The sequence below is a fragment of the Sulfitobacter sp. 1A15258 genome (genome assembly GCF_043557045.1).
Taxonomy (GTDB): domain Bacteria; phylum Pseudomonadota; class Alphaproteobacteria; order Rhodobacterales; family Rhodobacteraceae; genus Sulfitobacter; species Sulfitobacter faviae.
This window is the reverse complement of the sequence record NZ_JBIFFK010000003.1, coordinates 80,999-103,071: the sequence shown is the minus strand read 5'-3', so window position 1 is coordinate 103,071 and position 22,073 is coordinate 80,999. Positions and strand designations below refer to the sequence as shown.

Sequence of the window (22,073 nt, the reverse complement as noted above, 5' to 3'; positions counted from 1 at the left end):
CGGCCAAGGCGGCGGGTCAATTTCAGCGTTGATCCAGAAAACAACCGATGCTGTCGGCCATCTCTTCGGGGCGTACTTCGCGGCGGAAAAAGTCGACAACGCCTTCTTCGGGCATGACCAGATAGCTGAAGGTCGAGTGATCGACGAGGTATTCGCCATTCTCATCCGCCGGGTGGGCCTTGTAGTAGGTGCGGTAGGCTTGGCTGGCGGCTTTCACCTGCTCGGGCGAGCCGGTCAGCCCGACCATGCGCGGGTGCATCACCTCGGCAAAATCACCGACCACTTCTGGCGTGTCGCGCGCAGGGTCAACGGTGATGAAGACTGGCGTGATGCTCTGGCCGCGCTCATCCAGAATTTCGGTCGCCGCCGCGTTGCGGTCCACGTCCAGCGGGCAGACATCGGGGCAGGAGGTATAGCCGAAATAGAGCAAGGCCGGCTCTTTGATGACATCGGCATCGGTCACGGTTTCGCCCGCACTGTTGACCAGTTCGAACGGCCCGCCAATATCGCCGCCCGCCACTTGGCTCGACCGGCAGGTGGCATAGGGATCGTCCTCGCCCCGCAGCACCATGAAAGCCGTCCCGGCCAGAAATACCGCCGCAACCCCAGCTGCGCCAAATGCAATCATTCGTTTCATGTCAGTCCTCCGCCGTGCTGGCCGGTCTTGATCGTGTTTCGCCGCAGACCTACGCTAGATGGCAGGTGATGCAAGACGCAATAAAGTGATGGGGCTAAGATGACGCAGGCAAATATCCGGCCCCTCGATGGGCGCACCCGCGCCAGTTGGATCCGCCTGCGCACGATGATCCTGCTGCGCTGGTTCGCCATCGCCGGACAGTTGACCGCCGTCACCGTGGCGCAATGGGCGCTTGGGCTGCAACTGGCCTTTGGCCTTTGTTACCTGACGATCGGGGCCTCGGTGGTGGGCAACCTTGTCGCGGCCTTCGTCTTTCCGCAGAACAAACGCCTGTCGGAGCGTGAGAACCTCGCCATGGTGCTCTTCGACCTGCTGCAACTGACCGCGCTTTTGGCGCTGACCGGCGGGCTACACAATCCCTTTGCGCTGCTGCTGCTGGCCCCGGTGACGATCTCGGCCACCGCGCTCAGCCTGCGCTCGACACTGGTTCTGGGCGGCACCGCGATTATCGCCGCCTCGGTGCTGGCGCTGTGGCATCTGCCGTTGGTGACGCAATCGGGCGATGTGCTGCGCCAGCCCGGCATCTTCGTCTTTGGGCATTGGGCGGCGCTGCTAATCGCCATCGTCTTTACCAGTGCCTATTCCCGGCGCGTCACGACCGAAGTCCACTCCATGGCCGACGCGCTCTCGGCCACGCAGATGGTGCTGGCGCGAGAGCAGAAACTCTCGGACCTCAGCGGCGTCGTTGCCGCCGCCGCACATGAATTGGGAACGCCGCTTGCCACGATCAAACTGGCCAGCACCGAACTGCTGGGCGATCTGGAAGACCGCCCCGATCTGGCCGAAGACGCCGCGCTGATCCGCGATCAGGCCGACCGCTGCCGGGATATCCTGCGCGACATGGGCCGCATCGGAAAAGACGATCTGCACATGCAGCGCGCGCAACTGACCGCCGTGGTGAAAGAGGCCGCCGAGCCGCATCTGGAGCGCGGCAAGACGGTGATGTTTTCCGACAACCCGATGGCCCGAGACCCGGCCCGCGCCCCAACGATCCCGCGCAAGCCCGAGATCATCCACGGGCTGCGCAATCTGGTGCAGAACGCCGTGGATTTTGCCGAAACCACGGTTTGGATCGAAACCGAATGGTCCGCCGAGGATATCTCGGTGCGGATCATCGACAACGGGCCGGGCTTCCCGCCGCAGCATCTGGGCCGCATCGGCGACCCGTTTTTGCGCCGCCGAGGAGGTGCGTCGAACGAGACGGCGCGGCCTGAATATGAGGGCATGGGGCTGGGGCTGTTCATCGCCAAAACCTTCCTCGAACGTTCCGGCGCGCGGCTGCGCTTTGCCAATGGGTCCGACAGCGGTTGGCTGCGCGGGCTGCCCCCCGCTGGCAGCGGTGCTGTGGTCGAAGTCGTCTGGCCACGCCGCCTGCTGGACCTTGGCCCCGATGACAGCGTGATGGGCGAGAACCAGCGTCTGACGGCTTGAGGGCGGGATTGGCGCGTTTGTTAACCCACCGTTAACCATTGGGGCTCAAAATAGGGCGTCGCATTTGCCGAAAGGGGTCTCCGTCATGGCATTGCCGGATGTCATCATCGTGCTTGCCGCCGCCTCCGTCACCGCTCTGGCCGCTCTTTGGTGGCTCGGCTCGGCTGCGGGGCGACCGGCGGCGGCACCCCCCGGCATCGATGATATGAGCCTGCTGTTCGAAGAGGGGCAGTTGGTTCATGGCTCCGACAACGCGCTTACCCGCTTTGCCCTCGCCCCCGGCTACCACCAGTGGGAAGATATTCGCGACGCGCTGCTGTCACGGTTTCCCGAATTTCCCCGCACGCCCCGGCATGGGGCCACCGGCAAGCTGACCCTCAGGGCAGAGGATGGCGACAGCCCGTCGGAGCTGCGCATCACTTGGCGCGACGCGCTCTGCTGGCTGCACCTGCCCCAAACCCGCGCGACCGAAGAGATCACCGAAGAGACGTTTCAGAAACTCGCCGCCCTGCGCCGCGCCAGCGAAACCAGCCCGAACCCGGCGTGGCAGACCCATGCGAGCGGACGTATCATCTGGCACAATCGGGCCTATGGGGCCTTGAAACGCAAGGCCCAACCAGACCCGGACTGCGGCGGCGCCGCCCTGTTCAGCACCCCCTCGCCCGACCACCCAAACCGCGTCTGCCTGCGCCGTAGCGATGGGGAAAAGCCGGATTGGTACGCGCTGACCACCACGACGGAGGACAATGTGCAGGTCTACCACGCCACCTGCATCAACGCCGTGGTCGCCGCCGAAGAGGCGCAGCGCAACTTCGTTCAAACCCTTGCCAAAACCTTTGCGCATCTGTCCATCGGGCTCGCGATTTTCGACCGCAACGGACAATTGGCCCTGTTCAACCCCGCGCTGGTCGACCTGACCGATCTGCCTGCCCCCTTTCTCAGCGCCCGGCCTACGATGGTCTCTTTCTTTGACCAATTGCGCGAAAGCCGCCGCATGCCAGAGCCGAAGAATTACAAGAATTGGCGTCACGAAATCGCCGAAGTTATCGCCGCCGCAACCGATGGCCGCTATCAAGAGACTTGGTCGCTGGAGAACGGCCAGACCTACAGCATCCGGGGCCGGCCCCACCCCGATGGCGCCACCGCTTTCCTGATCGAAGACATCACCGCCGAGGTGACCCTAACCCGCAATTTTCGGGCCGAGCTTGAACAGAGCCAAAGCCTGCTCGACACGCTCGAAGATGGTTTCGCCGTCTTCTCCGCCTCCGGCGTGCTGACCTTCTGCAACGCCGCCTATCGCGACCGGTGGAAACAAGACCCGGACAAAAGCTTTGCCGAAATCACCGTCAACGATGCGATCCGTGTCTGGCAGGAAATGTCGGCGGCCAATCCGCTCTGGCCCGATGTTGTGGAATTCGTCATGGGCAGGGGTGGCCGCGGGGGCTGGAACATGCCCATCTACCCGCATCAGGGCGCGCCGCTTTCTTGCGAGGTCTCGGCCATCGCATCGGGTGCCACGCTCATACGCTTTCGTCCGATCCCCGTCGGCGCGGACCGGTCGGAGCCTACTAACGCTCCTTCGGCGGCCGACCGGCGGCAACCCTCCAACTAGGTCGCTCCCAGCCGCTTTAATCTTGCGGCTGCGCGTCGGGACGCTAAGCATGGGGCATGTCCGACGATACCCTTTCCCTCCTGCTCAGCGGCCCCTATGACACCGCTGGGCGCGCCCGGCAACTGGCCCGCCGCCTGTCTCCCGGCGATGTCATCCTGCTCAGCGGCGATGTCGGCGCGGGCAAGACCCATTTCGCCCGCGCGCTGATCACCGAATTGCTCGACCACCCCGAGGATATCCCCTCGCCCACCTTCACCTTGGTGCAGACCTACGACACGGCAAGCAGCGCGATCTGGCACGCCGATCTCTACCGGCTGACCTCCACCCATGAGATTGAGGAGCTCGGGCTGATCGACGCCTTTCACGATGCGATCTGTTTGGTGGAATGGCCGGATCGGCTGGGCCCGCTCGCGCCCGCCGACGCGTTAGAGATCAGCCTTAGCCCCGGCACCGAAGAAGACAGCCGCAGGCTGACCGCAGAATGGTCCGGCGGGGAGTGGGCCGAGAAGCTGGCGGCGTGGCGCAAATGACCGAACGCGCCGCATTGATCGAAGGTTTTTTGCAAACCGCGGGCTGGGCCGAAGCCTCCAGCAAGCTGCTGGCGGGCGATGCCTCCAACCGGCGCTATGACCGGTTGCGCAAAGCGAATGGAGCGCAGGCCATTCTGATGGACGCCCCACCGGAACGCGGCGAAGACGTCCGACCCTTCCGTCATGTCGCCGCGCATTTGGCAGGCTGTGGCCTCAGCGCGCCCGAGATTTACCATGCGGACAATGACAACGGTCTGCTGCTGATCGAAGACCTCGGCGATGACCTCTTTGCGCGGCTCATGGCGGCGGATCCGGCTCGGGAACTCCCCCTCTACCGCGCGGCTGCTGACGTTTTGGTCAAACTGCACGCCGCCCCCCTGCCGGAACTGCCAATGTGCGATGCCGATTGGCTGACCGATATGGCGGCCCCTGCCTTCGACTTCTACGCGCCCGCAGGCGGGCAGAGCGCAAACGCCGCTTTCGCGCAGGCTTTCCGCCCCCTCGCCGCAGCGTTGGATGACAGCCCAAAGGTCGTGATCCTGCGCGATTATCACGCCGAGAACCTGCTTTGGCTGCCAGAGCGCGAAGGGGCGGCGCGGGTCGGTTTGCTGGATTTCCAAGACGCGCTGCTCGGCCACCCGGCCTATGATCTCGTCTCGATCCTGCAAGACGCCCGCCGCGATGTGCCCCGGGCGGTGGAGGCGCAGATCATCGACGATTACCTTGCCCAAACCGGACAGGCGGAAACCCCCTTCCGCCGCGCCTATGCACTGCTTGGCGCCCAGCGCAATCTGCGCATCTTGGGGATCTTTGCGCGCCTCTGTCTGCGCGATGGCAAACCGCATTACGTCGATCTGATCCCCCGCGTCTGGCAGCATCTGCAACATAACCTGCGCAATCCCGCGCTTGCCGATGTGGCGGAGGCAATCGCAGGCGTGCTGCCCCCGCCGACCCCCGAATTTCTGGAGCAACTGAAAAGCCAATGCGCGACAATCCCGACGCCATCATGATGTTCGCGGCCGGGTTCGGCACGCGTATGAAACATCTCACCCAGAACCAACCCAAGCCCATGGTGCCGGTCGCGGGCCGCCCCTTGATTGACCATACGCTCGATCTTGCCCGCGGGATATCCCCTGCGCGGATCGTGGCGAACCTGCACTACCTCCCCGACCAGCTAAAGGCACATCTGAAAGCGCAGGATGTGCAAACGGTGATCGAAGCGCCCCAGATCCTCGACACCGGCGGCGGGCTGCGCAACGCGTTGCCGCTGTTGGGGACGGGCCCCGTTTTCACCATGAACAGTGACGCGATCTGGGCCGGGGCGAACCCGCTCGAAATGCTCCGCAACGCATGGGATCCGGCGCGGATGGACGCGCTTTTGGTGACCGTACCGTTGGAAAACACCCTTGGCCATGGCGGCACGGGCGACTTTACCCGCGCCGCGGATGGCCGCCTGCAACGGGGGCCGGGTGAGGTCTATGGCGGGGTGCAGATCATCAAGACCGATCTGCTGGCCGATATCGAAGCCGAGGCATTTTCGCTCAACCTGTTGTGGGACATGATGCTGGCACGCGGGACGCTGTTTGGCCTGCCCTATAGCGGGCGCTGGTGCGACGTGGGGCATCCCGGCGGCATCCCCCTTGCCGAAAGCCTTTTGGCAGGTGCCGATGTTTGAGCCGCAGGACAGCCCCCGCGTATTTGGCCTTGCCCCCGGTGTCGATTTCCCGCGCGGATTGGTGCGCGGGCTGTGCGACCGGTTGGAGAATGGCCCGCCTGAGGCGATGGCCCGTGTCGAGTTACTGGTCAACACCAACCGCATGGCGCGTCGGCTGCGCCATGATTTCGACGCGGGTCCGGCAAGCTTCCTGCCGCGCATTCGGCTGATCACCGACCTTGATGCATTGGCCCCCGGCATCGCGCTGCCCGCCCCGACACCGCCGCTGCAACGGCGGCTGGAACTCATTCAACTCGTGTCGCGCCTGCTGGATGCCGCACCCGATCTCGCGCCGCGCGCCTCGCTTTATGCGCTGTCGGATAGTTTGGCAGGGCTGATCGACGAAATGCAGGGCGAAGGCGTCTCGCCCGAGACGGTGGCTGGGCTGGACGTCGGCAACCTCTCTGCCCATTGGGAGCGGGCGCAGCGGTTCCTCGCCATCGCGCATGACTATCTGGGCCAAACCACCACCCGCCCGGATGCCGAGGCACGTCGGCGGCAGCTGGTCGCCCGGATCATCGCCCGCTGGCAAGACGCGCCACCGCAGCACCCGGTGATCCTCGCCGGGTCCACCGGCTCGCGCGGGACAACCGCGTTGTTGATGGAGGCCGTGGCCCGCCTGCCGCAGGGCGCGATCATCCTGCCGGGGTTCGATTTCGAGATGCCAACCGCCGTTTGGAACGAGTTGGATCAGGCGCTTCTGGCAGAGGATCACCCGCAATACCGCTTCCGCAAGCTGATGAATATGCTCGGCGTGGCGCGCGGCGCGGTCGCGCCGTGGTGCGAGATGCCCCCGGTATCGACCGCCCGCAACAAGCTGGTGTCGCTCTCGCTTCGGCCTGCGCCCGTCACCCATGCCTGGCTGAACGAAGGGCCGAAGCTGGAAGACCTGCAAGGTGCCACCGCCGACATTACCCTGATCGAAGCGCCCACCCCACGGGTTGAGGCGTTGGCCATCGCGCTGCGCCTGCGCCAAGCTGCCGAGGATGGTGTGAAGGCCGCCTTGATCACCCCCGACCGGATGCTCACCCGGCAGGTCACCGCAGCGCTCGACCGGTGGGGCATTCTGCCCGATGACAGCGCCGGGATGCCGCTGCAACTCTCCCCGCCGGGGCGGTTCTTGCGCCATGTGGCGGCGCTGTTTGTGCGAAAACTGGATGCCGAAGCGCTGCTGACACTGCTGAAACACCCGCTAACCCACAGCGGCGCGGGGCGAAATTTCCACCAGCTCTATACCCAGCGCTTGGAGGCTGAGATCCGCCGCCATGGGCTGCCCTACCCCGACGCCGAAGGCTTGGCCGAGATTGCAGAGCGCGCCGCAAAGCGGATGGAAGACCCCAGCGGTTTCCGCGATTGGGTCGCTTGGCTGGGCGAGGTTTTCCCCGGCCACGACACTCCCGGAGAGCGGCCCCTGCCCGAATGCGTCGCCGCGCATCTGGCGCTGGCCGAAAGGATCGCCGCCGGGCAACCCGCCGATCCCGACCACCTGCTTTGGCAGCAGGGCGCGGGCATCGCGGCCGAGGCGGTGATGGCGAACCTCACGGAACATGCAGCCCATGGCGGGGCAATGAACGCCGCCGATTATGCCGATCTCTTGGGCGCGCTCTTGGCCCAAGCAGAGGTGCGCGAGGCCGATACCCCGCATCCCGATATCATGATCTGGGGCACGATGGAGGCGCGGGTGCAGGGGGCTGAGCTGGTCATCCTCGGCGGTCTGAACGAAGGCACATGGCCCGAAGCCCCGCCGCCCGATCCATGGCTCAACCGTCAGATGCGCGAGAAGGCCGGGCTGCTGCTGCCCGAACGGCGTATCGGCCTGTCGGCGCATGACTATCAACAGGCCATCGCCAGCCCCGAGGTTTGGATCACCCGCGCGATCCGCTCGGACGAGGCCGAGATGGTGCCGTCGCGCTGGCTGAACCGCTTGGGCAACCTGCTGGGCGGCCTGGACGACACCGGCGGGCCGGAGGCGTGGAAGGCCATGCAGCAGCGCGGCAACCGCTGGCTGGATCAGGTGCGTGCCTTGGAAGCGGTGGAGCGCACCGCCCCGGCCACGCGCCCCTCGCCCCGCCCGCCGCGCGCGGCGCGCCCCCGCAAGCTGTCGGTGACCGAAATCAAGACGCTGATCCGCGATCCTTACGCGATCTATGCCAAACACAGCCTGAAACTGCGCCCGATCAACCCGCTGATGCAATCGCCCGATGCGCCGGTGCGCGGCATCGTCCTGCACCGCATCATGGAAGATTTCGTCAAACTGGTGGCCCGCGATCCTGCGCGGCTGACCCGCGACACGCTGATGCAAGTGGCCGCCGAGGTGCTGGAGGAAGAAGCCCCCTGGCCCGCCGCCCGCGCCATGTGGCTGGCCCGTATCGACCGGATCGCGGATTGGTTCATCGCCCGCGAAAGCCAACGCGCCGAGTTCTCCAGCCCCGTCGCTTTTGAACAGGGCGCGCGGGGCAGCTACACCTTTGCCGACCTCGGCTTTACCCTCAGCGGCTTTGCCGACCGGATTGACCAGACCGATGACGGCGATGTGCTGATCTACGACTACAAAACCGGCACGCCGCCCGGCGAAAAAGAGCAGCGACTGTTCGACAAGCAACTCTTGATCGAAGCGGCGATGGTCGAACGGGGCGGTTTTCCCGAGGTGGGCGTGGCCCATGTGGCCCATGCCGCCTTTATCGGTCTTGGGTCGAAACCCGTCGAAGTCCCCGCCCCGCTTGAAGAGGAGAACCCGCAAGAGGTGCTGGCCGGTCTGCACGCGCTGCTCTCGCGCTACCTCGATGAGGGGCAGGGCTTTACCGCGCGGCGGATGGTGCAAAGTGATGCCTTTGCCGGAAACTTTGACCAACTGGCGCGGTTCGGGGAATGGGATGGCACCAGCCCCGCCCGACCGGAGGATCTGGAATGATGCGTGATTTCAACGATGCCACCCGCGCCCAGATCGAAGCGGCGCGGCCCGATGCCTCCACTTGGCTGACCGCGAATGCGGGCTCTGGCAAGACCCGCGTGCTGACCGACCGCGTGGCGCGGCTGCTGCTCGACGACGTGGAGCCGCAGCACATCCTTTGCCTGACCTATACCAAGGCGGCGGCCTCGGAGATGCAGAACCGCCTGTTCAAACGCTTGGGCGAATGGGCGATGCTGAAAGACGCGGCATTGCGCAGCGCCTTGGCCGATCTTGGCGTTCAGGGCGAATTGACGCCCGAGCAACTGCGCAATGCCCGCACCCTTTTTGCCCGCGCGATTGAGACGCCCGGCGGGCTGAAAATTCAGACCATCCACTCTTTCTGCGCGGCCCTTCTGCGCCGCTTCCCGCTGGAGGCACAGGTCAGCCCGCAGTTCACTGAGATCGAAGACCGCGCCGCCGATCTGCTGCGGGCCGATATCGTCGATGAGATGGCCGAAAGCGAAGACGCCCCGCTGGTCGCCGAGATCGCGCGGCACTACACGGGCGAAGATTTCGCCAGCCTCACCCGCAGCATTGTTGGCCAACGCGATGCCTTCAGCACGCCCCGCTCTTGGGCCGAGATCCTAGCGCTTTTCGCCCAGCCCGAAGACCTGACCGAAGACAAGATCGCGGCTTCGGTCTTCCTTGGCAGCGAAGCGGCGATGATGGCCGAGATCATCCCCCATCTGCTGGCCAAAGGCGGCAATGACGGCAAGGCGGGCGCGGCGCTGCAAGAGATTGACCGCTATGATCTGTCCGCCCTGCCCCAGCTTGAAAACATCCTCCTGACCGGCAGCGGCGCCAAGGCGCCCTTCACCGCCAAAATCGGCAGTTTCCCGACCAAGCCGACGCAAAAGGTCATTGCCGAACAGATGCCGCAGCTTGAGCAATTGATGCAGCGCGTCGAAGACGCCCGCGAAGCGCGGCTGGCACTGAAGGCGGCGCGCAAATCCTATGTGCTGCACCGTTTCGCGGCCCGCTTTCTTGAACGCTACGCGGATGAGAAACAAAAACGCGGCTGGCTCGACTTTGACGATCTGATCCTCAAAGCCCGCGCCTTGCTGACCGACAAGGCCGTCGCCGCTTGGGTGTTGTTCCGCATCGACGGCGGCATCGACCATATCCTTGTCGACGAGGCGCAGGACACCTCGCCCCGGCAATGGGACGTGATCGAACGGCTGACGGATGAATTTTACTCGGGCGCCGGGGCACGTAACGAGGTCGATCGCACCCTCTTCGTCGTGGGTGACAAGAAGCAATCGATCTACTCTTTCCAAGGCGCGGACCCTGAAGAGCTGGACCGCAAAGGCACGACATTCGAACAGAAGATCGGTGAGGCGGGCCAGTTTTTCCAGCGCCGCAGTCTTGCCTATTCCTTCCGCTCCTCTTCGGCGATTTTGCAAGCGGTCGATGGGGTTTTCGACCCCACGATCCAGACCGGCTTTACCAATGACGGCCATATGGCCTTCAAAGATCGCCTGCCCGGCCGCGTCGATCTTTGGCCCTTCATCGAAAAGGCGGGCCCAGACGATGAAGGCGATTGGACCGACCCCGTCGACCGGCGCAGCGCGCGGCATCACACGGTGCAACTGGCCGAACGCATCGCCCGGCGCATCAAGGAGCTGACGACCGAGGAACATTACCTCCCCGACGACAGCAAGGGCGGCTTGGCACGGCGGCGCATCCAACCGGGGGATTTTCTGATCCTCGTGCAGCGCCGCTCGGCCTTGTTTTCCGAGATTATCCGCGCCTGCAAGGCGGCGGAACTGCCCATCGCCGGGGCTGACAGGCTCAAGGTTGGGGCCGAACTGGCGGTGCGCGATCTGGCGGCGATCCTGTCGTTCCTCGCCACGCCGGACGACGATCTATCGCTTGCCACCGCGCTGAAATCGCCACTTTTCGGCTGGTCGGAACAAGAGCTTTTCACCCTCGCCCATTACCGCAAAGAGGATCACCTCTGGCAAGCCCTGCGCAACCAGACCGAGGCCCACGCCGCCACCCTCGCCGTGCTGCGCGACCTGCGCGGGCAGGTCGATTACCTGCGCCCCTACGATCTGATCGAACGCATCCTCACCCGCCACGATGGGCGCCGCAAACTGCTCGCGCGGCTGGGGCCAGAGGCCGAGGATGGGATCAACGCGATGCTGAGCCAAGCGCTGTCTTACGAGCGCGGCACGGTGCCCAGCCTGACCGGGTTCCTGCAATGGATGCAGACCGATGATCTGGAAATCAAACGCCAGATCGACAGCGCGTCGAACCAGATCCGGGTGATGACGGTGCACGGGGCCAAGGGTCTGGAAGCGCCAATCGTGATCCTGCCCGACACCGGGCGGCGCGATGTGACGATCAAGGATGAGATCATCACCGTTGACGGCACCCCCGTCTGGAAAGCCCCGGCGGATGACATGCCCCAGCCCATGCGCGCCCGGCTGGACGAGATGAAAGAGGCCGCGCTGCAAGAACGGCTTCGCCTGTTCTATGTCGCCATGACGCGGGCCGAGAAATGGCTGATCGTGGCCGCGGCGGGAGAATTGTCGAAAGATGAATCCTCTTGGTATCAGATCACCGCAGCCGCTCTGGCCCGGCTCCGGGCCGAGCCTTTGGGCGACGATGGCACGCTGCGCTATCAACAGGGCGATTGGGATGCGCTCGACATCATTGAGACACCTGAGAAAACCGTCACAACGCCTACGTTAGACCCTGTATTCGCCCGCTCCGCCCCCTCCCCCAAGGGAGAGGACAAGACCCTGTCGCCCTCGGATCTCGGCGGAGCCAAGGCGCTTGCTGGTGAGGCCGGGCTCGATATGGACGCTGCGCTGAGCTATGGCACGCTGGTCCATGAACTGCTGGAACATCTGCCGCTGATGGGGCCGGATGCCCGCGAGATCTTTCTGGAGCGGTTGGCCCGCACACACCCCGCCGAGATGATCGCCCGCGCGGAAGATGAGGCGGAAGCGGTGCTGAACACCCCTGCCCTCGCCCCGCTGTTCGCTGAGACAACCCTCGCCGAAGTGCCCGTGACCGGCAGCCTTGGAGACCAGCGCCTGCATGGCACGATCGACCGTTTGGTGATTGCGGAGGATCGCATCCTTGCCGTCGATTTCAAAACCAATCGCGTGGTCCCCGGCACGGCTGAGGCCTGCCCCGACGGGCTGCTGCGTCAGATGGGAGCCTATGCTCATATGCTGCGCCAAATCTACCCGGATCGGCAGATTGAGACGGCCATTCTATGGACCGCGACCCCCGCGCTTATGGTGTTACCCAACGATATCGTGACAAATGCCCTGCGTGCCCTGCCATATCTTGACGCCACTGCCGCGCATTCATAGGTTCAGGCCTCAACCCATTCCTGTCAGGAGAGCATCATGGCAACCGTCGCAGTCACCGACGACACTTTCGACGCCGAAGTCAAAAATTCGGACATTCCGGTTCTGGTCGATTTCTGGGCCGAATGGTGCGGCCCGTGCAAACAGATCGGCCCTTCGCTGGAAGAGCTGTCGGATGAAATGAACGGTCGCGTGAAGATCGTCAAAGTCAACGTCGACGAAAACCCGAACTCGCCCGCCCAAGTCGGCGTGCGCGGCATCCCGGCGCTGTTCATCTTCAAGGACGGGCAGGTCGTGTCCAACCTCGCCGGCGCGCGCCCCAAGGCGGCCCTGCAAAGCTGGATCGAAGAATCCATCTAAGGCCAACGCCTTAGGCATTGAGTTACGAAAACGGGCGTCCTTCGGGGCGCCCTTTTCATTGGGGCAAAGCCGCTGGCCACTGCACCGCAAGCGTGCCCCCGCATCGCAAGCGTCGTCCCTGCCCCACGCGTAACCGGCGCTGCCCTTGTCCTGCCCTGCCACGGGGGCCATATAGAGCGCCAAGCGACAGGAGGCCCCATGGCACAGAACGACGATTTCCCCGGTTGGCACGGGACCACGATCATTGGCGTCAAAAAAGGCGGCGAAGTGGTGATTGCCGGTGACGGACAGGTCAGCCTTGGCCAGACCGTGATCAAAGGCACCGCGCGCAAGGTGCGCAAACTCAGCCCCGGCGGCTATGACGTGGTGGCGGGGTTTGCGGGCTCCACCGCGGATGCCTTTACCCTGCTGGAACGGCTGGAGACCAAATTGGAAGCGACACCGGGTCAATTGGCCCGTGCCAGTGTCGAATTGGCCAAGGACTGGCGCACCGATAAATACCTGCAAAAGCTCGAAGCGATGCTGATCGTGACCGACGGCAAAGACCTGTTGGTCATCACCGGCGCGGGCGATGTGCTGGAGCCGGAGCATGAGGTCGCCGCCATCGGATCGGGCGGGAACTATGCCCTCGCCGCCGCGCGCGGCATGATGGACAGCGACCGGGACGCCGAAACCATTGCCCGTGATGCCATGGCGATCGCCGCCGACATCTGCGTCTACACCAACGGCAAACTCACCGTGGAGAAAATCACCGCATGACCGACCTGACCCCCCGCGAGATCGTATCCGAACTGGACCGCTATATCATCGGCCAGAACGACGCCAAACGCGCCGTGGCCGTGGCCCTGCGCAACCGCTGGCGCCGCAAACAGCTGAGCGATGACCTGCGCGACGAAGTCTACCCGAAGAACATCCTGATGATCGGCCCCACCGGTGTCGGCAAGACCGAGATCAGCCGCCGCTTGGCGAAGCTCGCCCGCGCGCCCTTCATTAAAATTGAGGCGACGAAGTTCACCGAAGTCGGCTATGTCGGCCGCGACGTGGAACAGATCATCCGCGATCTGGTGGACAGCTCCATCGCCATGACCCGCGAGTTCATGCGCGAAGACGTTAAAGCCAAGGCGGAACAGGCCGCCGAGGACCGTGTCATCGACGCCATCGCCGGCACCGATGCCCGCGACGGCACGCGCGAGATGTTCCGCAAGAAACTACGCGCAGGCGAACTCGATGACACGATGATCGAGCTTGAGGTCGCCGGTACCTCTAGCCCCTTCCCGATGATGGACATTCCCGGCCAGCAAGGCATGGGGATGATGAACCTCGGGGATATTTTCGGCAAAGCCATGGGCGGCCGCACCACCAAGAAACGCATGGCCGTGGCCGATAGCTATGAAGTGCTGGTGGGCGAAGAGGCAGACAAGCTGCTCGACGACGAAGCCGTGAACCGCGCCGCCATTGAAGCGGTGGAGCAGAACGGCATCGTCTTCCTTGATGAGATCGACAAGGTCTGCGCCCGTTCTGACGCGCGCGGTGGCGATGTTTCCCGCGAGGGGGTGCAGCGCGACCTGCTGCCGCTGATCGAAGGCACTGTGGTCTCGACGAAATATGGCCCGGTGAAGACCGATCATATCCTCTTCATCGCCTCAGGCGCGTTCCATATCGCCAAGCCTTCGGACCTTTTGCCCGAATTGCAGGGCCGTCTGCCGATCCGCGTCGAACTGCGGGCTCTGACCGAGGATGATTTCGTCCGCATCCTGACCGAGACCGACAATGCGCTTACCCGGCAGTACACCGCCCTGATGGGGACCGAGGAACTGACCGTGACCTTCACCGAAGAGGGCATCGCGGCACTGGCCAAGATCGCGGCAGAGGTCAACACCTCGGTCGAGAACATCGGCGCGCGGCGGCTTTATACGGTGATGGAACGGGTCTTCGAAGAAGTCTCCTTCGATGCGCCTGATCGGTCGGGGCAAGAGATCACCGTCGATGCGGATTTCGTTGAAAAGAACCTTGGCGAATTGACCCGCTCCACCGATCTTAGCCGCTACGTTCTTTAGGGCTTTCCTTTCCTCCATGCCCCGGCGATGAAAGGGGCATGGAGTACCTCTCATTTCTGCGGCGCAACTGGCTGTTTCTGCTGGCCGGTTTCCTGCTGACCTTCACCTCGTCCTATGGACAAACCTATTTCATCTCGCTCTTTGCGGGGGCAGTGAAGGGCGACTTTGGCCTGAGCGACGGCCAATGGGGCGGCATCTATACCGTCGGCACGACGTTGTCGGCCATCACCATGGTCTGGGCCGGGGTGCTGACGGACCGCTTTCGCGTACGGGTGCTGGCCCTTGGCGTGATGCTGGCGCTGGCGGGGGCCTGTCTGGCGATGGCGGCGGTGCCGAATTGGATCGCGCTAATCTTTGTTATCTACGCATTGCGGCTGACCGGGCAGGGGATGATGTCTCAGCTTGGGCAGGTCGCCATGGTGCGCTGGTTTGAGGCATCGCGCGGCAAGGCGCTTTCGCTCTCTTCGATGGGTTTCGCTGCCGGTCAGGCATTTCTGCCGGTGATTTTCGTGGCGCTTTTCGCCAGCTTCCACTGGCGCAGCCTTTGGGTGCTGGCCGCGGTGCTGGTGGTGCTGACGATCCCGGTGATCCTGTTGCTGCTGCGGCAAGAGCGCACCCCGCAAAGCATGGCCGATCAGGCGCAGCGCGCGGGTATGAAAGGGCGGCATTGGACCCGGGCCGAGATGTTCCGCTCGGGTCTCTTCTGGATGATCATCCCGTTGGCCATCGGCCCCGCGGCATGGGGCACGGCCCTGTTCTTTCAGCAGGTGCATCTGACCCAAGTGAAGGGATGGGCCTTGGTCGAATTCGTGGCTTTGATGCCGGTCTATACGATCTCGGCAGTGGCCTCGACCTTCCTCTCGGGCTGGGCAATCGACCGTTTCGGCGTCAGCCGCGTTGTGCCGGTGATGATGCTGCCCTTTGCCCTGTCATTCGCGGTGCTCGCCTATGCCGACACGCTCTGGATGGCCGGGATCGGCTTGCTGATTTTCGGCATGGGGCAGGGGATGCAATCCACCGCCCCGGCGGCCTTTTGGGCCGAGTATTTCGGCACCCGCCATGTCGGGTCGATCAAGGCGGTGGCGGCGGCGCTGATGGTCTTTGGTTCGGCCATCGGGCCGGGGGTGACGGGGCTGTTCATCGACCTCGGCGTCGATTTCCCGCAGCAGATGCTGCCCATCGCGCTTTATTATCTGATCGCCGCAGGCTTGGCCGCATGGGCGATTGCGCGCTACAAACCGCTGCTGCGCGGTTAACGGTTGCGCCGCAGGTAGACGTAATAGGCCCCGCCGCCGCCGTGGCTGACATGGGCCTGCGCGACCTGTAGCACGAGACCGCTGAGCGGTGGCATCGACAGCCATTGCGGCACCTGATGGCGCAGCACCCCATCGCGCACGGGGATCGGGCCACCGTCGTCGCGCCGCTTGCCCTTACCGGTGATCACCAGCACCAGCCGTTTGCCCCGGGCATGGGCATCCATGATGAAGCCGTTCAGGGCAGGATGCGCCCGGTCAAGGGTCATGCCATGCAGGTCGATCCGGCCTTCGGGCCGCAGCTTGCCGCGTTTGAGCTTGCCGTAAGCCTTGTGGTCCATCTGAACCGGCGCGGCTTTCATGTGCTCGGCCAATGTGGGGCGCAGGTCGTTGCTGCGCTTTTTCATGTTGGGCTGCGGCTTGTTCCCCTGCAGGGCGATCTTGGCGCGCCGAACCTGCGGCGGGGCAGGGGCGGGGGCGTCGATCTCGGGTGTGAACAGCTTGTTCAGCTCCAGCTTCTCGGTCCGCTCGGTCACCCGGCGCCAGAGTTCGAGATCGTCTTCGTTCAAGCGGCGCCGTTTCATATCGCGCTCTCCGGCAGGAAAGCATAGGCGCGTTGGATGGGCATCAAGACCATCATCCGCCCCGGATCACGCAGACGGCCCGCCGCGCGGCCCGCTTTGTCACCGGTGCCAAAGAATACATCCGCCCGCTGCGCCCCCTTGATGGCCGAGCCTGTATCCTGCGCGACCATTAGACAGCGTAGAGGCTCCTTCCCGTCCTTCTCGATCCAGACCGGCGCGCCGAGCGGCACATGCGATGGGTCGACCGCGATGCTGCGCATGGCGGTGATAGACCGGTTCATCGCCCCCAGCGGCCCCTTATCGGCGGGCACGCGACTGACTTCGCGAAAAAAGACGTAAGACGGGTTATGATAGAGCAATTCGCGGCCATCTTCGGGGTTGCGGCGCACCCAATTCTTGATGACATCGGCGCTGACCTGATGCGCCTCGTAGACCCCACGCCGCACCAGTTCGACCCCGACCGAGCGGTAATCATGACCATTCGCGCCGCGGTAGCCCACCCGCAGATAGCTGCCATCAGGCAGGCGAATACGGCCAGAGCCCTGAATTTGCAGAAAGAACAGCTCAACCGGGTCATCGACCCAAGCGATCTCAAGCCCGCGGTCGCGCATCACGTCGCCATCTAGGATCTCGCGCCTGGTGAGCCAGGGGCGGATCTCTTCGGCCTCGGGGGGCATGGCGTAGATGGGATATTGAAACCGGGCAGAGGGGTAGAGATCGCCGTCCAATTCAGGTTCGAAATACCCGGTGAAAAGCGCGTCTTTGCCATCTTCCATCAGAACGGGGCGAAAGAACAATTCGAAAAACTGCCGGGGGTCGGGGCCATCTTTGGCCAGCTTGCAGAGCGCGCGCCAATCGACATCTTTCATGTCGCCGCAGGTGCTGGTGAAAACCTCAAAGGCAGCGGCGTGGTCATCTTCGGCCCAGCCCTCAAGCTGGTCGAAATCCATGACGGTATAATGCACCTCTGCTGCGGACGGCGTGTTCATCGACACACCGCCCAACAGCGCCAGTGCGCCAAGCGCACGCGCTACCCGTCTGTGGAAACCAACAGCCAATTCGGATCATCCGAGCCCATGACACGGGCGAAGACCCATGTATCTTTTTGGCGTTTGATTTCTTTGCTGCTGCCCTCGACAATCTCGCCCTCGCGGTTGCGAACCTCCGAGGTCAGCTCGCCGACGAAGCGGATGGTGAGTTCGGCTTCTTTCGTGGTCTCGTCCATCTTGGCGTCGATCAGTTCCATCTCGCGCACGCCGATGAAATTCACCTCGATCGTCAGACCTTGGTCCTCCCGCGCGGCGACGCCGTCAACGAAGCTTTCATAGACGTCATCGGCCAGAAACGGCTGAATTTCGGCCAAATCGCCCCGCTCATAGCCCATAACGATCATCTCATAGGCGCCACGCGCGCCTTGCAGGAAATCGCTAACGCCAAAGGACGGCTCGACCCGCTTCATCTCGGCCAAGGCCTTGCCCGAGGGGCTGTCTTCGGGAACGTGGTCAGTGATATCGAGATCCGGGCCACCTTCGATCACTTCGAACGCGGGGCCGCTGCGGGCGGTTGGCGTTTGATCGGTGACCGGGGGCTTTTCAAAACCCTCACGCGTGCCAAGCACGTTTTTCAGCCGCAGGATCAGGAATACGGCGATACCGGCAAGCACCAGAAGCTGTATCAGGGGAGAATTCATCGAAACCTCATTCAGGGGTGGCATGGAAACATGCGAGTTAAGCTCTTATGTAGGTGTTCGACCGGGGCAAGTCCACTCTGCCCCCAGCGAAAGGACTCCGCCGCATGTGGCTATTGATCGCATTTATCGCCGTGCCTCTGATCGAGATCACGCTTTTCATCCAAGTCGGTGGCACCATCGGCCTTGGCTGGACGCTGGCCGTGGTGGTTTCGACCGCCATTTTGGGCACATGGTTGGTGCGGTCTCAGGGCGCGCTGGCGCTTGGACAGTTGCGCAGTTCCTTCAATGACTTGCGCGACCCGACCGAGCCTTTGGTGCATGGCGCGATGATCCTGTTTTCCGGCGCGCTGCTGCTGACGCCGGGGTTCTTCACCGATGCTGTTGGCTTTGCCTTTCTGGTGCCGCGCTTTCGCGCCGCCGCCTATCGCGCGATCCGCGATCGGGTGAAGGTCCAAAGCTTTGGCACCCCCGGGGGCATGGGACCGCGGCCCGGTCCGCAACGCCGCGGCGATCCGCGCGATGATGTGATCGACGGGGATTTTCACGAAATTCCCGAACAGCCGCGCCAGACCAAGGGCCCCTCGGGCTGGACTAAGGATTGAGCGGCCCGTGCCGACCTGTTAAGTCCGGGTAGATTTAAGAAATTCACCACAACAGGACACAGAAAATGGCAGAAAACGAAACCGCACAACCCAAGCAGCCGCAGATGCGCGTGCTGGGCCAGTTCATCCGCGACATGTCGTTCGAAAACATCATGGCGCAGAAGGGTGCCCCGGCGGATGTACAGCCCGACGTGCAGGTTCAGGTCAACCTCGACGCGAAAAAGCGTTCGGGCGAGAACCAGTATGAAACCGCGATCAAGCTGAACATCACCTCCAAAGCGAAAGACGGCGACGCGACGCTTTTCGTGCTGGAAATCGACTATGTCGGTATCTTCCAAGTCGAAAACGTGCCGGAAGAGCAGATGCACCCCTATCTGCTGATCGAATGCCCGCGCATGATTTTCCCCTTCCTGCGCCGCATCGTCAGCGACGTGACCCGTGACGGTGGCTTCCCGCCGCTGAACCTTGAGAACATCGACTTCCTGTCGCTCTATCGCAACGAAGTGGCACGCCGTCAGGCCGAAAACCCGCCAAAAGCCGACGCCTAAGCGTCAGCCAAGCTGTTTCCACAGCGCGTCGTCGCCCAGTTTACCGACAAATTCGGCATGGGCGGCGGCTTCGGCCTCTGTCAGACGCGAGGGCAGGGGCGTGGGCCGCGGTTTCGGGGTCCAGCGCGTGTCCGGCTCCCCCGTTTTCCGTTCGGGTCCGGAGGACAGCGCAAAGTCGGGCTGCCGCCCGCCGATCAATTCCAGATAGACTTCGGCCAGAATTTCACTGTCGAGCAAGGCGCCGTGCAGCGTCCGCGAGGTGTTATCAATGCCAAAGCGGCGACAGAGCGCATCAAGCGAAGCGGGTGAGCCCGGGAAGCGTTTCCGCGCGATCTCGAGCGTGTCGAGCGCTTGTTCCCACGGGATCTGCGGCAGGCCCATCCAGCGCAGTTCGGCGTTCAGGAATTTGATGTCGAAGGCGGCGTTGTGGATGATCAGCTTTGAATCGCCGATGAACTCGAGAAACTGCCGCCCGATCTGCGCGAACTTGGGCTTGTCGCGCAGGAAATCATCGCCCAGCCCGTGCACCTGAAAGGCTTCCTCGGGCATCGAGCGTTCGGGGTTGATGTATTGGTGATAGGTCTCGCCCGTGGCCATGTGGTTCATCAGCTCGACCGCGCCGATCTCAACGATGCGGTCGCCGCTTTCGGGGTCAAAGCCGGTGGTTTCGGTATCGAGCACGATTTCACGCATGGCGCAGTCTTTCCCTGATGTCGCGGATCACCGCCCGCACCTGCGCGCGGGCATGGTCGAGCGTGTCGGTCACTATCACATAGTCCGAGCGGGCGCACTTCTCTTCGGCGGGCATCTGCTTGGCGCGGATGGCGTCGAATTGCGCCTCTGTCATCGTGCCACGCGCCAGTACGCGCTCGCGTTGCACCTCTGCCGGGATCGTCACGCAGGCCACGGCATCCATCGCAGCCTCGCCGCCGGTTTCGAACAGCAGCGGGATGTCGAGCACGGCGATGTCGCTATCCGCCTGCGCCAGAAACGTCGCCCGGTCTTCGGCCACCAGCGGATGCACGATGGCCTCAATCCGGGGCAGGGCGGTCGGATCGGCGGCGATGACCTCTTTCAACGCGGCACGAGAGACGCCGCCGCCCTCAATGGCCTCCGGGAAAGCCGTCTGCATCGGCGCCACGGCGGCCCCGCCCGGGGCATAAAGCCGGTGCACCGCCGCGTCGGCATCCCAAACGGCGCAGCCTTCCTCGGCGAACATCTTTGCCGTGGTCGATTTACCCATGCCGATGGAGCCGGTGAGCCCGAGGTGAAACATCAGCGCAGCACCGCCGTTCGCGTGGCGCGGTCGACCTCGGGCCGCTGGCCGAACCAACGCTCGAACGCCGGGACCGCCTGATGCAACAACATGCCCAGCCCGTCGACCGTGACGCAGCCCATATCCTCAGCCGTCTCAAGCAGATGGGTCCGCAGCGGAGCGTAAACGAGATCCGTCACCACGGTGCCGTGGCGCAGCCCATCCAGCGGCACCCGCAAGGCGCCTTTGCCAATCATGCCAAGCGATGTGGTGTTCACCAACAAACTGGCGTGATCGATCATATTGCCCGCCTGCACCCAATCGACGACTTTAACTCTTCCGCCGAAATCGCGCTGCAACTGCTCAGCCCGCACGCGGGTACGGTTGGACAGGCAGATCTCAGGCACGCCCGCGTCCAAAAGCGACGAGACAACCGCCCGCGCCGCGCCGCCCGCGCCCAAAACCGCTGCCGGTCCAGCCTTCGGATCCCAATCTGGCGCGCCGGCCTTGAGGTTTTCGATGAAACCGTAGCCATCCGTGTTATCTGCGTGAATCTTGCCATCGGCGCGAAAGATCAACGTATTGGCCGCGCCGATCAGAGTGGCACGGTCGGTGATAAGATCCGCGATCTCAATCACCGCTTCTTTATGGGGGATCGTCAGGTTCACCCCGACAAAGCCCATCTTGGGCAGCGTTCTCAGCACCTCTTCCAGATCATCGGGGGCGACATCGAGCGGCACATAATGACCGACGATGCCATAGGTCTCCAGCCAATGGCGATGCAACTGCGGGGATTTGGAATGCGCGATGGGCGATCCGATCACACCGGCGAGGGGGATTTTGGGCAGGCTCATGTCGTGAGGTCTCCGCGCAGCGTCAGGTAATTCAGCAGTTCAAGAAATGGCATACCGAAGACGTGAAAGTAATCCCCCTCAATCTGCGTGAAGAGCCGGACACCTTCTTCTTCCAGCTTATAGCAGCCGACCGCATGGCGAATGCTGTCCCAGTTTCGCGCGACGTAGTCTTCTATATAAGCGTCGCTTGCGTCACGCATCCGCAGCCGCACCTGACCGACGTGCCGCCACAGGGGTTTACCGTCTTCATAAAGCACCGCGGCGGAGAGCAGGGAATGCCGATCCCCGCGCAGACGGTGAAGCTGCGCGATGGCTTCACCCTTATCACGCGGCTTGTGCAGCATCTCGCCGCGATGGTCCAACACCTGATCGCAGCCCAGAACCAACGCGCCAAAGTGCTTTTCGCTCACTTTACGGGCTTTCATCTCGGCCAAGGTATCGGCGATGTCGCGCGGCTTGGCCTCCTCGGCCCGCAGGGCGGCGGTTATCATCTCTTCGTCGATCTTGGCTGGGATCACCTCATGCGGGATCGCGGCCTGCGCCAAAAGCTGCGCCCGGATCTCCGAGCCGGAGGCGAGGATGATTTTCTGCGGCATGTGGATAACCCTGT

21 protein-coding genes are annotated in these 22,073 nt (G+C 63.6%); 13 read left to right on the top strand and 8 right to left on the bottom strand.

Annotated features, from left to right (window positions below):
* Positions 1 to 22: 22 nt before the first annotated feature.
* Positions 23 to 637, bottom strand: a complete 615-nt coding sequence (locus ACGYK9_RS07800; protein ID WP_394409220.1) for an SCO family protein — start codon at positions 635 to 637, stop codon at positions 23 to 25.
* Between the two features lie 99 nt (positions 638 to 736).
* Between ACGYK9_RS07800 and regB the strand changes: the two genes are divergently transcribed.
* The 11 genes from regB (at position 737) to ACGYK9_RS07745 (ending at position 15,933) form a co-directional block, all read left to right on the top strand.
* Complete coding sequence (regB, locus tag ACGYK9_RS07795; protein WP_209216922.1) at positions 737 to 2,128, top strand: sensor histidine kinase RegB; 1,392 nt, start codon at positions 737 to 739, stop codon at positions 2,126 to 2,128.
* 85 nt (positions 2,129 to 2,213) lie between these two features.
* The gene (locus ACGYK9_RS07790; protein WP_394409216.1) at positions 2,214 to 3,740 is read left to right on the top strand and encodes a PAS-domain containing protein; all 1,527 of its coding nucleotides are present in this window, start codon (positions 2,214 to 2,216) and stop codon (positions 3,738 to 3,740) included.
* Between the two features lie 56 nt (positions 3,741 to 3,796).
* A complete protein-coding gene (gene tsaE, locus ACGYK9_RS07785) occupies positions 3,797 to 4,270 on the top strand; it encodes a tRNA (adenosine(37)-N6)-threonylcarbamoyltransferase complex ATPase subunit type 1 TsaE (RefSeq protein ID WP_394409213.1) in 474 nt (157 codons plus the stop codon).
* Positions 4,267 to 5,280, top strand: coding sequence for an aminoglycoside phosphotransferase family protein (locus ACGYK9_RS07780; protein WP_394409985.1), 1,014 nt, complete (start codon positions 4,267 to 4,269; stop codon positions 5,278 to 5,280). Before tsaE ends, ACGYK9_RS07780 begins: the two co-directional genes overlap by 4 nt.
* Positions 5,253 to 5,945, top strand: a complete 693-nt coding sequence (locus tag ACGYK9_RS07775) for a nucleotidyltransferase family protein (protein WP_394409210.1) — start codon at positions 5,253 to 5,255, stop codon at positions 5,943 to 5,945. Before ACGYK9_RS07780 ends, ACGYK9_RS07775 begins: the two co-directional genes overlap by 28 nt.
* The gene (gene addB, locus ACGYK9_RS07770; protein WP_394409207.1) at positions 5,938 to 8,895 is read left to right on the top strand and encodes a double-strand break repair protein AddB; all 2,958 of its coding nucleotides are present in this window, start codon (positions 5,938 to 5,940) and stop codon (positions 8,893 to 8,895) included. The genes ACGYK9_RS07775 and addB overlap by 8 nt, the downstream gene beginning before the upstream one ends.
* A complete protein-coding gene (gene addA, locus ACGYK9_RS07765) occupies positions 8,892 to 12,263 on the top strand; it encodes a double-strand break repair helicase AddA (protein WP_394409204.1) in 3,372 nt (1,123 codons plus the stop codon). The genes addB and addA overlap by 4 nt, the downstream gene beginning before the upstream one ends.
* Positions 12,264 to 12,299: 36 nt before the next feature.
* Positions 12,300 to 12,620 (top strand): thioredoxin, encoded by a 321-nt coding sequence (gene trxA, locus ACGYK9_RS07760; RefSeq protein ID WP_007118424.1) that lies wholly within the window; start codon positions 12,300 to 12,302, stop codon positions 12,618 to 12,620.
* A 198-nt stretch (positions 12,621 to 12,818) separates the two neighbouring features.
* Positions 12,819 to 13,379, top strand: a complete 561-nt coding sequence (gene hslV / locus ACGYK9_RS07755; protein ID WP_394409202.1) for an ATP-dependent protease subunit HslV — start codon at positions 12,819 to 12,821, stop codon at positions 13,377 to 13,379.
* Entirely contained in the window at positions 13,376 to 14,677 is a 1,302-nt protein-coding gene (gene hslU / locus ACGYK9_RS07750) for an ATP-dependent protease ATPase subunit HslU (RefSeq protein WP_394409199.1), read from the top strand. Before hslV ends, hslU begins: the two co-directional genes overlap by 4 nt.
* Before the next feature lie 38 nt (positions 14,678 to 14,715).
* A complete protein-coding gene (locus tag ACGYK9_RS07745) occupies positions 14,716 to 15,933 on the top strand; it encodes an MFS transporter (protein ID WP_394409196.1) in 1,218 nt (405 codons plus the stop codon).
* Here the strand turns inward: ACGYK9_RS07745 and ACGYK9_RS07740 are convergent.
* From ACGYK9_RS07740 to ACGYK9_RS07730, 3 genes are read right to left on the bottom strand one after another with little or no spacing between them, the layout of a single operon-like run.
* Complete coding sequence (locus tag ACGYK9_RS07740; protein ID WP_394409193.1) at positions 15,930 to 16,514, bottom strand: Smr/MutS family protein; 585 nt, start codon at positions 16,512 to 16,514, stop codon at positions 15,930 to 15,932. The two genes, ACGYK9_RS07745 and ACGYK9_RS07740, sit on opposite strands and share 4 nt — an antisense overlap.
* On the bottom strand, positions 16,511 to 17,503 hold the full coding sequence (locus tag ACGYK9_RS07735) for a murein transglycosylase A (protein ID WP_394409190.1): 993 nt from the start codon (positions 17,501 to 17,503) through the stop codon (positions 16,511 to 16,513). Before ACGYK9_RS07735 ends, ACGYK9_RS07740 begins: the two co-directional genes overlap by 4 nt.
* A 41-nt stretch (positions 17,504 to 17,544) precedes the next feature.
* Positions 17,545 to 18,204: a Tim44/TimA family putative adaptor protein gene (locus ACGYK9_RS07730; RefSeq protein ID WP_394409187.1), complete on the bottom strand. Its 660-nt coding sequence runs from the start codon at positions 18,202 to 18,204 to the stop codon at positions 17,545 to 17,547.
* 104 nt (positions 18,205 to 18,308) lie between these two features.
* Between ACGYK9_RS07730 and ACGYK9_RS07725 the strand changes: the two genes are divergently transcribed.
* Both ACGYK9_RS07725 and secB read left to right on the top strand, forming a co-directional pair.
* Positions 18,309 to 18,806, top strand: a complete 498-nt coding sequence (locus ACGYK9_RS07725) for an FxsA family protein (protein ID WP_394409184.1) — start codon at positions 18,309 to 18,311, stop codon at positions 18,804 to 18,806.
* A gap of 65 nt (positions 18,807 to 18,871) precedes the next feature.
* Positions 18,872 to 19,354, top strand: a complete 483-nt coding sequence (secB, locus tag ACGYK9_RS07720) for a protein-export chaperone SecB (RefSeq protein WP_067267736.1) — start codon at positions 18,872 to 18,874, stop codon at positions 19,352 to 19,354.
* Between the two features lie 3 nt (positions 19,355 to 19,357).
* On the opposite strand, the gene dnaQ is transcribed toward secB, so the two are convergent.
* The 4 genes from dnaQ to ACGYK9_RS07700 are packed head-to-tail and all read right to left on the bottom strand — an operon-like array spanning position 19,358 to position 22,059.
* Entirely contained in the window at positions 19,358 to 20,047 is a 690-nt protein-coding gene (gene dnaQ, locus ACGYK9_RS07715) for a DNA polymerase III subunit epsilon (RefSeq protein WP_394409181.1), read from the bottom strand.
* On the bottom strand, positions 20,040 to 20,630 hold the full coding sequence (gene coaE, locus ACGYK9_RS07710) for a dephospho-CoA kinase (protein WP_394409178.1): 591 nt from the start codon (positions 20,628 to 20,630) through the stop codon (positions 20,040 to 20,042). Before coaE ends, dnaQ begins: the two co-directional genes overlap by 8 nt.
* Positions 20,630 to 21,463: a shikimate dehydrogenase gene (locus ACGYK9_RS07705; RefSeq protein ID WP_394409175.1), complete on the bottom strand. Its 834-nt coding sequence runs from the start codon at positions 21,461 to 21,463 to the stop codon at positions 20,630 to 20,632. The genes coaE and ACGYK9_RS07705 overlap by 1 nt, the downstream gene beginning before the upstream one ends.
* On the bottom strand, positions 21,460 to 22,059 hold the full coding sequence (locus ACGYK9_RS07700) for a Maf family protein (protein WP_394409172.1): 600 nt from the start codon (positions 22,057 to 22,059) through the stop codon (positions 21,460 to 21,462). The genes ACGYK9_RS07705 and ACGYK9_RS07700 overlap by 4 nt, the downstream gene beginning before the upstream one ends.
* Positions 22,060 to 22,073 lie beyond the last annotated feature (14 nt).